Origin of the sequence: Defluviitalea raffinosedens (assembly GCF_016908775.1) — a bacterium.
Lineage (GTDB): Bacteria > Bacillota > Clostridia > Lachnospirales > Defluviitaleaceae > Defluviitalea > Defluviitalea raffinosedens.
Genome location: NZ_JAFBEP010000025.1, coordinates 1 through 13,053 on the forward strand (window position 1 = coordinate 1; position 13,053 = coordinate 13,053).

Sequence of the window (13,053 nt, forward strand, 5' to 3'; positions counted from 1 at the left end):
AGAGACAGGTGGTGCATGGTTGTCGTCAGCTCGTGTCGTGAGATGTTGGGTTAAGTCCCGCAACGAGCGCAACCCTTATCTTTAGTAGCCAGCGGATAAAGCCGGGCACTCTAGAGAGACTGCCAGGGTGAACCTGGAGGAAGGTGGGGATGACGTCAAATCATCATGCCCCTTATGTCTTGGGCTACACACGTGCTACAATGGCTGCGACAGAGGGAAGCGAAGGGGCGACCTGGAGCGAAACCCAAAAAAGCAGTCCCAGTTCGGATTGTAGTCTGCAACTCGACTACATGAAGTCGGAATCGCTAGTAATCGCGAATCAGCATGTCGCGGTGAATACGTTCCCGGGTCTTGTACACACCGCCCGTCACACCATGGGAGTCGGGAGCACCCGAAGCCGGTGACCTAACCATATGGGAGGAGCCGTCGAAGGTGAAACCGATGACTGGGGTGAAGTCGTAACAAGGTAGCCGTATCGGAAGGTGCGGCTGGATCACCTCCTTTCTAAGGAAGTAATTGCTGTCATACATTATTTTATGATGTGGAGGGATTCCCGAGTGGCCAAAGGGGGCAGACTGTAAATCTGTTGTCGCAGACTTCGAAGGTTCGAATCCTTCTCCCTCCATAGTTTACATATTAATACGCCGGAGTGGCGGAACTGGCAGACGCACAGGACTTAAAATCCTGCGGTCCTTACCGACCGTACCGGTTCGATTCCGGTCTCCGGCATATTTTAAAAATACATAAATGCCCAGATAGCTCAGTCGGTAGAGCAGAGGACTGAAAATCCTCGTGTCACTGGTTCGATTCCGGTTCTGGGCACTGTGCGGGTGTAGTTCAATGGTAGAACACCAGCCTTCCAAGCTGGATACGTGGGTTCGATTCCCATCACCCGCTCCAAAAATTGTGCGCGAGTGGCTCAGTGGTGGAGCATCGCCTTGCCAAGGCGAGGGTCGCGGGTTCGAATCCCGTCTCGCGCTTATCTGAAACATAAGTCTTGTAACTTATAGGCTTATGTTTTTATTCTTTTATACTTTTATAAATGATTATGTTTTCGTTATTTGATATAATTATGAAAGGGAATGAAGTTCTCCCTTGGTATTAAGCCTAAACCGCTTTTAAAGCTAATGACTTCTGTTGAACAACAGAGTTATTAGCTTTTTTATTGCATAGGAAATTCCTCCAGATTTCCCATACAATAAAAAGCCTTTCGAGCAGGATGAAACTTGCGCGTGTTGTAGTGTTGTATTCTGTCGGTTTTGCCGACCGCGCTCGGCGACGAGAGTTTTGCAAGCAGAAATTTTTCTTTTTTGAAGAAGAAAGGAATGATCAAGATACGAGATTATAAAAAGATATTGTGCATTTATAAAGATGTATTTTTACTGGGTTTAACAGCGATTGGAATAGGAATTATTGTAGGTATAATTGATACCCTTTTTGGTAAAGTTCTATTAGAGATTACCAATATAAGAAACAGCTATGTTTTTCAATTAATCCCCTTCCTTCCGTTGACAGGGATAGTGATCCTGTTTACTTATTTCAGGATAGGCAAGAATAGCATAAAAGGAATGTCACTTATTTTTTCAGCAGGATTAAATGACGAGGAGACTATACCAAAGAGATTAGTACCGTTGGTGATAGTGAGTACATGGCTGACCCATCTATTTGGAGGTAGTGCTGGTCGTGAAGGAGTAGCAGTTCAAATAGGTGGAACAGTTGGCTATTCGATAGGAAGAGAGCTCAACATAAGAAATAGTTCCAAGATTTTACTTATAACCGGTATGGCAGCAGGATTTGCAGGACTGTTTCAGACACCTATAGCCGCTATTTTTTTCGCTATGGAAGTTTTGACGGCTGGCGTTGTTGAATATTCTGCTTTGCTTCCTTGTATTTTGGGGGCTTTTACTGCAAGTTATATGTCACATACTTTAGGTCTTGAAAAATTTGGTGTGAATCTGAACTACTCATTGGAGTTTAATATATATCTATTTTTAAAACTTGTTTTGCTGGGTATTTTTTTTGGGTTAATTGGAGGCTTTTTTGCTAATCTATTGAATTGGTCCAAAAAGTTTTTTGCTCAACGTATTGGGGATCCGATTTTAAGAATATTTATTTTGGGGTGTATTTTAAGTGTATTTCTTCTGATCTTGCATAAAGGAAGATATGCAGGTTTAGGAACAAATCTGATCAATGCATCTTTTTCAAATGAGAAAATATATGAATACGATTGGTTACTAAAATTTCTGCTTACTATTTTAACTCTGAGTGCTGGTTTTCAAGGAGGGGAAGTAACGCCACTTTTTTCTATAGGTGCAAGTTTGGGAGCAGTGCTCTCGCCTGTTATGGGATTGCCCATTGAATTTACAGCAGCGCTTGGCTATGTCGCAGTATTTGGTGGTGCTACGAATACAATACTTGCTCCGATTTTTATTGGGGGAGAGGTGTTTGGATATAATTATTTGCCTTATTTTTTTATAGTTTCGGCAGTCGCTTATGTTTTTAATGGAAATAAGTCTATTTATTCTGCGCAAAAAATTTTAGGAGATGTAAAAAAGGTCATATCATTAGAATAAAATGTTCTGATGATATGGCCTTTTTGAATGTACTATATCATTTTTAAAAAACATATACATTAATGAGAAGAAATAAGCCTGGCTTGTACATTTATTAGTACTAAAAAAGTAAGCAAGTCTTAATATTTAGTTAAGAATAAATGACAGAGGGGGTCAAAGCATGGTTTTGCTTGCAGACTTGCGAAAGCATATCAATATCTTTTTCATATTATTGATTTTGGCAGGAATATTGCTATTTTTTCAACATTATAATTTACTGCTTGTAGATGTACAAGATGATATTGCAGTTATAAGAGTTAATTTTTTAGTTCCTATGGAGCAATTTGACATTGAAAAAAATATTGAAATTAAATCCTCCCTTCCCAATACAAAATTCCGATGTGATTTAAAATGGGAGGATCATAATCGCCTAAAAGTTACTATAACTGAACTCAGTGAATTAAAGGGGCAAAAGATTTTATTTAAAATTCATGGTGCAAAATCACAATTTCCTTTTTTACATAAATCTTTGTCAACTTCCGTACAGTTTCAGACAGAACCAAAACTATTAGAAGTAGAAAATAAAGACAATGTTCCCACGGAAGGGCCACTTGTACTCCAGTTTAACACTCCTATGGATTTTAGAAATATCCATAAATTTATTCAATCTGATATTAAGTTTGATTTAAAACCCCATGAATTTGAAGAGAATGGAAAAAGCACGGATTACAGCAGATGGAACTTGTATCCCAAAGAAAAAATGAAGAATGAAAGCAATTATCTGCTTTTAATCAAAAAGGGATTAAAAGCTCAATGTGGACACATGCTAAAAGAAGATATTCAAATTCAAATCCGTACCGCTTCCAAACCTAAGATTGTGGAAACAACTCCCAAACAGTCTGCTCAATGGGTGGGGTTATATCCTAAAATTACTGCCAAAATGAGTGAAGAATTAAAGGATGCCATCGTTATGATTGATCATGTAAAGCAAAAAGTATCTATCAAAGAAAATAAATTGGAATTTCTACCTCATACGATTTTAAATCCGGGAGAAGAATATGAAGTGAGTATTCAAGGCATTTCAAAATATGGTGAAAAAACCGATCCTTATATATTAAAGTTTATTACTATGCCTATCAATGATGACGATCTATGGGTAGAGGTTTCTTTAAAAGATAAGCATGAAGTAATCATCCATAAAGGAAAAGAGATCATAAGAAGGATGCCTGCTTCCGGTGGAACCAAAGAAGAACCTACAGTACTTGGGACTTTTTATATTCAGGACAGAGGTACCAGTTTCTTTTCGAAACGTTTCAATGAAGGTGCAACCTATTGGGTAAGAATTATCGACCAATATTTATTCCATGGCATACCCAGAGATAATCACTGGAATATCATAGAATCGGAACGTAAGAAAATAGGTAAGCCGGCAAGTCACGGATGTGTGCGATTGAATGAAGAAGATGCAAAATGGTTTTATGAAAATATTCCTCATGGGACAATGGTTATTATCCACGAGTAAATTGCATTAAATAAGTTAAAGCTATTTTGATGGAGTGTCGGTTACGACACTCTACTTTCATAATATGAGAATTTATACTATAATAAAACAAATGATAAAGAATGGAGAATTATTATGAATATTGTTTTGTCTGCATTGAACGCCAAATATATACATACATCTTTAGCCCTTAGATCGCTTAAATCTTTTTGTACAGAATATAAGTCCAACATCACCATTGCAGAGTATACCATTAATCATGAGGAAAATTACATTATGAATGAATTGTACAAGCTTAAACCCGATATATTGGGATTTGCATGTTATATATGGAATATTGAACAGACTTTAGATTTGGTGATCAATATTAAAAAAATATTGCCAGATACCCTCATTATATTAGGGGGACCTGAAGTATCATATGATGGAGAAAAACTGCTAAAAGAGTATAAAGAAATAGATATCATTGTTTATGGAGAAGGAGAAGCAACTTTTTACGATCTCCTTCACAGTTTTATAGATGGGGACAGGTCCCTGGAAAGAATAGATGGAATCATATATTCTTCCAATGGGAAGATCATTAAAAACAAAGAACGTACCCCTCTGAATTTAGACGCTATCCCTTTTGTGTATGAAGATTTTAAAGATATGGAAAATCAAATTCTTTATTATGAAAGCAGCAGAGGATGTCCTTATCAATGCCAATACTGCCTGTCTTCAATAGACAAGAAAGTAAGATTTTTGTCTCTTGAAAGGGTATATTCCGATTTACAGCGATTTTTAGACGGGAGAGTAAAACAGGTTAAGTTTGTGGACAGAACCTTTAATTGCAATAAAAATCATGCAAGAGCAATCTGGAATTATTTAATAGAACATGATAACGGAACAACCAATTTCCATTTTGAGATTTCCGCAGATTTATTAGATGACGAAATTATTGCTTTTTTATCTAAGGCAAGGCCTGGATTATTCCAATTTGAAATAGGTGTTCAAACAACCAACAGAGAAGTTCTAAAAATCATCAATCGTAAGATGGATTTTGAACGTCTAAAAACGGTAGTGAAAAATATTAAGAAAGGCCAAAATATCCATCAGCATTTGGATTTGATTGCAGGGCTTCCAGGAGAAAATTATGCTTCCTTTAGGAATTCTTTTAATGATGTTTATAATTTATTTCCTGAACAGCTTCAGTTAGGATTTTTAAAAGTCTTAAAAGGCTCCGGCATGAGAGAAAACGAGGAGAAATATGGCCTTGTTTATAAAAGCAAAGCCCCCTATGAGATCCTGTTTACCAAAGAATTAAATTATGAAGAAATGCTAAAACTTAAAATGATTGAAGAAATGGTAGAAAAATATTATAATTCAGGCCGCTTTTATTACAGCATCAGATATATCACTTCTTTTTTTGATACGCCCTTCGATTTTTATGAAGCTTTGGCTATTTTTTGGGAAAGAAAAGGATATCATCATGTTCAGCATAATAAAATCCAACTCTATACCATATTATTAGAGTTTTTTAAAGAAAAAGTGGAAGAAGAGGCAGAAGTACTTAAAGCGTTGATGAAATTTGATATATATTTACTCGAGAAGGCTAAAAAATTGCCGGAATGGATGAATTCCAGTGAAGAAATGTATAAATCTCAAATAAGGGATTTTTATCGAAATGAAGAGAATATCAAATGTTATTTACCAAAATTAATAGAATATTCATCAAAACAGATCAGCCGAATGGCCCATTTAGAGATTTTTTCTGTTGATTTTACAGAATGGATTAAAAGTATCGGAAGTGGCGAAGAATCACCAAGTATAGATAAAAAAACGACTGCGATCTTGTTTGATTATTATTCAAAAAATCAAATTTTGGGGCACGCTGCATATTACAAAGTATCAATCCAATAAACAATATTTCCCAAATAAAGATATAATTTCCCAGGAAATAATATGGAAATTTATAAATTATTTCCCAAAAAAATGATGAGGTGAATTTATATGGAGATAAAAGCAAAAGTAAAAAAAATCTTAGCACTTTTAGATGAATATTATCCTAAAGATATTAAATGTTATTTAAATTATGAAACACCCTGGCAGCTGTTGATCGCTACAATATTAAGTGCTCAATGTACCGATGACCGGGTAAATATGGTTACAAAAGATTTATTTAAGAAATATCCATCACTTTTGGATTTTGCCGAAGCTGATTTAGAGGAATTGGAGCAAGACATAAAATCCACGGGATTTTATAGAAATAAGGCCAAAAACATTATTCTCTGTGCGCAGAAATTACTGGAAAAATATAAGGGGGAAGTTCCAAAAAATATAGATGAACTTACTCAATTAGCGGGAGTAGGAAGAAAAACAGCCAATGTTATTTTGGGAAATATTTATGGCATTCCCAGTATTGTTGTAGATACTCATGTCAAACGGGTTTCTTATAGACTAGGCCTTACCAAATTTACAGATCCTACAAAAATTGAATTTGATTTAATGAAGATTCTTCCTGAAGAACATTGGATTCGATATAATACTCAGATCATTGCCCATGGACGAGCCATCTGTACTGCAAGAAATCCCAAATGCGAAAAATGTTTTCTCCTTCCATACTGTCAGTATGGATTAGAAGAGAGAATGGGAGCGGTTTCTGAGAGGTAAATGTTCAGTGTAATTTTTTTAAGGTACATGTAATGAAATTATGCCAAACAGGGGAAAGTAAGTATAAAAATTTAAATTAATGGAGGCAACCTTTTTGGTTAAGGAAAAATTCAAGATTCTTTTGGTAGGAGTAATTACTGGTTTAACCAATGGCCTTTTTGGAGCGGGAGGAGGAACAATTGTAGTTCCTGCCATGGAAAGGATTTTAAAAGTTGAGGAACATGAATCTCATGCAACAGCTATTGCAGTGATTTTACCTTTATCTATGATGAGTACATTTATTTATGTAAGACATCAAATATTGGATTGGAAATCGCTACTGTATATTGCCGTAGGGGGGATGGCCGGAGGAATACTGGGGGCAAAGTTATTGAGCAGAATTTCCCCCCAATGGCTTCATAAAATCTTTGGTATATTTATGATTGTTGCTTCGATAAGGATGATTATGGGATGATTTTATTTGTTATAGGTTTGCTGTCAGGACTCATAAGCGGGATGGGAATTGGTGGAGGAACGATTTTAATTCCTGCCTTAACAATCTTTGTGGGTATGAGTCAGCATAGTGCTCAAAGCATCAATTTGATTTACTTTATCCCAACGGCGATTGCAGCCCTGGTGATCCACATACGAAATAAAAGAATAAGAAAAGAATTACTTTGGTTTTTGATTGGCGGAGGAGTTGTGGGTTCTGTTATTGGATCTTTTGTGGCAATTTCTTTAGATGCTGTACTTTTGCGGAAATTGTTTGGAGTATTTCTTTTTTATATGGGGATAACGGAGATTAGAAAGAACAAAAGGAAAATTAAAGAGAACAGAGAATAAAGATAATAAAAAACAAAAGCTGAAAAAATAGTGGGTGAAATTATGGAAATAATAAAGAAATGGGTCATTAAGCACTATCTGTGGCTTATGCTGGGATGTTCCATATTGGCAATAGGATTTGCCGGTGTAACGATTTATCAAGTTTATCAATTGATGACACTAAATGTCCCAACCATTTCTCAAAAGTCTTTTAAGATTATTCCGAAACATCAGGAAGAAGACATAAGGAATGTAATTACTCTAAATGTATGCGCAGGAGATACAGTAGAAAAAATAAGCCAAAAGTTAGAGAAAGCAGGGATTATTTCACGGAATGATTTTTTTACATATTTAAAACAAGGTCAAATCAATTTAGAAGGTATTGTATTTGAAGGAGAATATTCTATTCCTGTGCCTTCAACTCCTGAAGAAATACATTCTATTCTTACAGAACCCTATGCCCAATGGATCAAAAATGAATCAAAGAAATTTATTAGCTTAGGACGAACACCTGTAGAAATTATAACGATTGCTTCTATGATTGAAAAAGAAGCTGCTGAAGACAGTGAAAGACCGATCATTGCTGGAGTCATTTATAATCGATTGAAAAATAATATGAAGCTTCAAATAGATGCTACAGTGATTTATGCTTTAGGAGAACATAAATCCAGGCTTACGTATGAAGATTTAAAGGTTAATTCTCCATATAATACATACATTATTGAGGGGCTTCCACCAGGGCCTATCTGTACTCCGAGAAAAGCTTCTATTGAAGCAGCTTTAAACCCTGATATGCATTCTTATTTTTATTATGTTTTAAGTTCATATGGAAGCCAAAAACATCTTTTTGCAGAGACTTATGAAGAACATTTAAGTAATGTTGAAAAATACAAGACAACAGTAAAATAGGGAAGCTTAAGCTTCCCTATTTTACTAAAGATTGATAGATTTTTTCAATATTTTCTCCGAAATGAGTAGAAGAAAGTGGTTCCACCATTGCAGCAGCATTTTCAGCCAGCTGCATAGCAACATCTTTTTGAGTTAATAACTCAAAAAGAATAGAAGATAACTCTTCATCTTCAGCAAATACTCTTCCGTTAATATGGTCTTGAATGATTCCTTCTATACTTTTGTCCTGTTTTGCTACGACAGGTATTTTAGCAGCCATAGCTTCAGCAAAGGTAAGTCCTTGGGTTTCTGTTACGGAAGCGCTGACAAAAACATCTCCTATCTGATAAAACTTTCCTATAGAATCCCACGGCTGTTCACCGGCAAAAATAACAGATTCTTCAATATTCAGTTCTTTACACAATTCTTCTAAGTCTTTTTTTACAGGGCCGTCTCCTACAACTAAAAACTTTGCATCAGGAAGTTTTTGAAGTAATGCAGGCATTTGACGAATCACTACATCAATACTTTTCTCTTTTGCCACTCTTCCAACAAACAGAACCACTGGATCAGATTCTTGTATTCCAAATTGCTTTCTGAGTTCTATAATTTCTGCTTGATCATAGTTTTCTTTTTTGAAAGGTTCAAAGTTGATACCAGTGGGGATTACTTCAATGGGTTTTCTCACCCCGTATTCCAGTAAGAGCTCTTTTACTTTATTTGTTGGAGCAATTACTGCATCGCATCGGTTGCAGAACAGACGACTTAAAGAACGTGCCATTTTTGGAGTAAACTCCGTGAGCTTTCCCTTTGAAATATAATGCACATAATCTTCATACATAGTATGGTAAGTATGTACAATAGGAATTCCCAGCTGTTTAGAAAGCATTTTACCAAAAAGCCCTAATGAAAACTCTGTTTGGGTATGAATAATATCTAAATCAAGCTGTTTTACAATTCTCACAGCTTTAGGGGAATATAATACACCCACCCTGTGAGAAGGAAGGAAAATAAAAGGCATGCTGGGAAGTCTGAAAACTCTGGGTAGAGCTCTCTTAGAATTAGGATTTGAAGTAGTAAAAATATATACCTTGTGACCCCGTTTATTCAGTTCTTTTTCTAAAGTACGAATAGAGGTCACAACGCCGTTAATCTGTGGATAATAAGTATCAGTAAAAATTCCAATATTCATAAGAACGCTCCTATTCTTTACATATTTAATATGTTGTCAATATATTGGAGAACTTTTTTTTGCATAGCATTTTGCTTCAGACGGTTTTCCACTTCATTTTTTAAACTTAATAATTTATCTATTTGCTGTGTTTCACGGTATAAATCAGATAGCAAAATATAATTTTGGCTTAAATCTGAGCCAATTGAAACAGCTTTTTCAAGAACTGCTATAGCATCGCTTGTTCGATTTGCTTCTTTTAAATATCTCCCCCAATTCAGTAATGATTTTATAAGATTTTCATAGTTTTGCTCATAACTCATCAAGTTTTCCAGATTGGCAGGACCATATTGCAGTTTCAAATCCGTATTGCTTATGCTGCTTAAGTTAAGCATTGGTTTAGAAGCCAAAGACAAAGCGGTTTTTTGATGGCTGTAAGCCTTTTTTTCGGCATCAGAAAATAATTCTTCCTCTTTAAGCATAGGAAGATCATTTAAAGATACCGAAATATAGTTCAAATGATCTAAAGATTTTTTACGTGCAAACATGGACTCCCGTTCTCTTTTCCAGAAGTTTGCATTTGAATTTTCGATTTCTTTGCTTGCTTTACGTAATTTTATATTAAAAAATACGACAAAAAGAATAAAAAGACTAAAAAACAATGGTATTTTCATAAAAACCTTCCTTACATAATTATTTTCTGCGCTTATTATAGTATATATTTTCCATAAAGTCTATGACATAAGAATTATAAAATATATTTTTTACAAATAGTGATAGACATAGGCTGAAAATCTCCTTATTCCGTAAAATCATATATTTTTATACAAAGTGCGTTTCTCCTATGGTATAATAACCCCAAGGAGAGATGATGATGAAGAAAAAAGAATTTTTATACTGGATTCCGTCCATAATTTGGATGATTATTATTTTTATTTTGTCCTCAATGACTGGAAGTGATTTACAAAGAACATTTCCTTTTTTTTCTGACTTTAATTGGGGGCATTTTGTAGCTTATTTTGTTTTGGCTATTACTTATTATTGGGCATTGCGCAGGAAAGTTAAACATCCGAAAATATTTTTTGTGATTATCTTTTTATCTGTTTTGTATGGCATTACTGACGAATTTCACCAGTATTTTACTCCTTCCAGGGTACCGGATGTCAACGATTTACTGGCAGATGCCATTGGAGCTTCTTTAGCCGCAATTTTATTAAGTATATGGCAGAAGAAAAGAAATACAAGACTAAAATTATAGATCAGTAGGAGAAACTATGTTTGAAGCAGATGTGATTGAAGAATTTATTAAGATCAGAGATAGAATTATAGAGCAAGCCTATGGACATTTAAATGAAAATCAAAGAAAAGCAGTGTTAACTGGAGAAGGCCCTCAGATGATCATTGCAGGTCCTGGCTCCGGGAAAACCCATGTTATTATGCACAGATTACATTATCTTATATCCTATGGGATGGTTTATAATACACGTAAAATACCAGAAGGCATTACTAAAGAAGATATTGATATACTGAAAGGCGATATCCATCACCCCAGATCAAAAGAATTGTTAAATTATTATGCTATAGATCCCAGAAGTATTTTGGTTATTACTTTTACAAAAGCTGCTGCAGAAGAAATGAAGTCAAGATTTTTTAATATGAAAGATGTAAATGGTACTCGAATCAAAAGTATTTTATTTGGAACGTTTCATTCTGTTTTTTTTAGAATTCTAAGAAATGCTTACGGGTATCACGTAGACCAAGTACTTAAAGAAGATGAAAAGCGCCAGGTTTTAAAGAAGATAGCAGAGGAACTTGAAATAGAATATCAGGATGAGCAGGAGTTTCTGGATGATTTAGAGAATGAAATTGGTCTTATTAAAAACGATTTAATCGAGCTGTCTTACTATAATTCTATGACTTTACCATCTGAGCAATTTAGAAAAATAGTGTCTTATTATGAGCAATATAAATCCCAGCATCAAAAAATTGATTTTGACGATATGCTTTATGATTGCTATATACTTCTTCGGGAGCATAAAAATATTCTTTCTTTTTGGAGCAATCGATATAAATATATATTAATCGATGAATTTCAGGATATTAATAAAGTTCAGTACGAAACGATCAAACTTTTAAGTGCTCCTAATAATCATCTGTTCATTGTAGGAGATGATGATCAAAGCATTTATAAATTCAGAGGAGCAAGACCAGAGTTTTTGCTTCATTTTCCACAGGATTTCAAGGACTCGGGAAGAGTAACTTTAGATATAAATTATCGCTCTACGAGGAAAATTGTTGATATAAGCAATTCTGTAATCAGTAAAAATGTGCATAGATATCCAAAAGAAATCAGAACGATTAACCCAAAGGGCGATGAACCAGTTTTTATTCAATCGGAAGATAGTGAAGAAGAAGCTCTTCACATTGCAGAATGGATTCTTAACTGGAGGAAAAAAGGCCTGTCTTATCGGGATATTGCAGTAATCTTCAGAACCAACCTTCAGGCGAGAGCTTTGGTAGATATTATGCTGGATTTAAATATTCCTTTTTATCTTAGGGATGAAATTCCAAATGTTTATGAACATTGGGTGGCAAAAGACCTTTTAGCGTATATCAAACTATCTAAAGATATCAAGGATAATGAAAGTTTAGAAAGGATTATTAATAAACCAAAGCGATATATCAGTAAAGGTGTAATTTTTGAAGCGTGTAAAAAGGGTGGAATTCTCTTTGAGAATATATATAAAACACCTCAGTTGCAAACATGGCAGGTAAATCGACTGGAAGAACTTAAATTTCATTTGGATTGCATGAAAAATAAAAAGCCAGGAGAAGCTATTGTCTATATCAGGAAACATATAGGATATGATGATTACCTGGCGGAGTATGCTCAATATAAAAACATAAGCGTTAAAGGTTTAAAGGAATTATTGGATGAAATTCAAGAGGCGGCCAAGCATTATGATAGTTTCGAGGAATGGATGTACCATATTCAAAATGTAGGAGAAGAGATCAAAGAAGGCAAACGCAGAATTATAGGAGAAGTGGATGCTGTTACATTATCTACCATGCATGGAGCCAAAGGTCTTGAATTTGAAGCGGTTTGCATTGCAGGAGCTGTAGAAGGGGTTATTCCTCATAATAAAAGTACTTCCCCAGCTGAATTGGAAGAAGAGAGAAGGCTGTTTTATGTGGGGATCACAAGAGCAAAGAAATACTTGGCAATATCAACCGTCAAGAAAAGATACGAAGAAGAAGTAAAACCTTCAAGATTTATTGAAGAAATGACGAAAAAACCTTCGACAGAAGAATTTCAAAAAGGCGCAATCATTGTCCATAAAAAATACGGTAGAGGAAAAATCAGCAATATTGATGGAACTACTGCCGCTATCGCATTTGAAAAAGGAATTTTTTCAAGAAAAATTGATTTAAAATATTGTATAGACAAGGAATTAATTTATATTGAAAAAGATGAAACAAATTAGCCTATT

At 34.9% G+C, this 13,053-nt stretch carries 11 protein-coding genes, 5 tRNA genes, 1 rRNA gene and 1 riboswitch; of the genes, 15 read left to right on the top strand and 2 right to left on the bottom strand.

The annotated features are described in order from the left end of the window. The 13 genes from JOD07_RS13520 to mltG all read left to right on the top strand — a co-directional run. Positions 1–504 (top strand): 16S ribosomal RNA (locus JOD07_RS13520); the annotation flags it as partial. Positions 505–543: 39 nt separating this feature from the next. Then, positions 544–625 (top strand) — tRNA-Tyr (locus JOD07_RS13525). 18 nt (positions 626–643) lie between these two features. Further along, positions 644–729 (top strand) — tRNA-Leu (locus JOD07_RS13530). Positions 730–749: 20 nt separating this feature from the next. After that, positions 750–822: transfer RNA gene (locus JOD07_RS13535), tRNA-Phe, on the top strand. Positions 823–826: 4 nt separating this feature from the next. Beyond that, positions 827–900, top strand: a tRNA-Gly gene (locus JOD07_RS13540). Positions 901–908: 8 nt separating this feature from the next. Further along, positions 909–980, top strand: a tRNA-Gly gene (locus tag JOD07_RS13545). An 89-nt stretch (positions 981–1,069) separates the two neighbouring features. After that, positions 1,070–1,144: riboswitch (Fluoride riboswitch) on the top strand. Between the two features lie 181 nt (positions 1,145–1,325). Then, positions 1,326–2,573 (top strand): chloride channel protein, encoded by a 1,248-nt coding sequence (locus JOD07_RS13550; RefSeq protein ID WP_204614328.1) that lies wholly within the window; start codon positions 1,326–1,328, stop codon positions 2,571–2,573. A 160-nt stretch (positions 2,574–2,733) separates the two neighbouring features. After that, on the top strand, positions 2,734–4,074 hold the full coding sequence (locus JOD07_RS15520; RefSeq protein WP_158741007.1) for a L,D-transpeptidase: 1,341 nt from the start codon (positions 2,734–2,736) through the stop codon (positions 4,072–4,074). 114 nt (positions 4,075–4,188) lie between these two features. Next, positions 4,189–5,952 (top strand): B12-binding domain-containing radical SAM protein, encoded by a 1,764-nt coding sequence (locus tag JOD07_RS13560; protein ID WP_204614329.1) that lies wholly within the window; start codon positions 4,189–4,191, stop codon positions 5,950–5,952. A 90-nt stretch (positions 5,953–6,042) separates the two neighbouring features. After that, positions 6,043–6,702 carry an endonuclease III gene (nth, locus tag JOD07_RS13565; RefSeq protein WP_207756978.1) on the top strand — a complete coding sequence of 220 codons (660 nt, stop codon included), beginning with the start codon at positions 6,043–6,045 and terminating at the stop codon, positions 6,700–6,702. A gap of 94 nt (positions 6,703–6,796) precedes the next feature. Next, positions 6,797–7,156, top strand: coding sequence for a sulfite exporter TauE/SafE family protein (locus tag JOD07_RS13570; RefSeq protein WP_243144605.1), 360 nt, complete (start codon positions 6,797–6,799; stop codon positions 7,154–7,156). Continuing rightward, positions 7,153–7,524: a sulfite exporter TauE/SafE family protein gene (locus JOD07_RS13575; RefSeq protein WP_204614330.1), complete on the top strand. Its 372-nt coding sequence runs from the start codon at positions 7,153–7,155 to the stop codon at positions 7,522–7,524. Before JOD07_RS13570 ends, JOD07_RS13575 begins: the two co-directional genes overlap by 4 nt. Before the next feature lie 42 nt (positions 7,525–7,566). Continuing rightward, the gene (mltG, locus tag JOD07_RS13580; protein ID WP_204614331.1) at positions 7,567–8,412 is read left to right on the top strand and encodes an endolytic transglycosylase MltG; all 846 of its coding nucleotides are present in this window, start codon (positions 7,567–7,569) and stop codon (positions 8,410–8,412) included. A 16-nt stretch (positions 8,413–8,428) separates the two neighbouring features. Here the strand turns inward: mltG and JOD07_RS13585 are convergent, their stop codons facing one another. Continuing rightward, a complete protein-coding gene (locus tag JOD07_RS13585) occupies positions 8,429–9,583 on the bottom strand; it encodes a glycosyltransferase family 4 protein (protein WP_158740999.1) in 1,155 nt (384 codons plus the stop codon). Between the two features lie 17 nt (positions 9,584–9,600). Further along, positions 9,601–10,236: a hypothetical protein gene (locus JOD07_RS13590; RefSeq protein WP_158740997.1), complete on the bottom strand. Its 636-nt coding sequence runs from the start codon at positions 10,234–10,236 to the stop codon at positions 9,601–9,603. 200 nt (positions 10,237–10,436) lie between these two features. Between JOD07_RS13590 and JOD07_RS13595 the strand changes: the two genes are divergently transcribed. Next, positions 10,437–10,820, top strand: a complete 384-nt coding sequence (locus JOD07_RS13595; protein WP_158740995.1) for a VanZ family protein — start codon at positions 10,437–10,439, stop codon at positions 10,818–10,820. A gap of 16 nt (positions 10,821–10,836) precedes the next feature. After that, on the top strand, positions 10,837–13,047 hold the full coding sequence (locus JOD07_RS13600) for an ATP-dependent helicase (protein WP_158740993.1): 2,211 nt from the start codon (positions 10,837–10,839) through the stop codon (positions 13,045–13,047). Positions 13,048–13,053 lie beyond the last annotated feature (6 nt).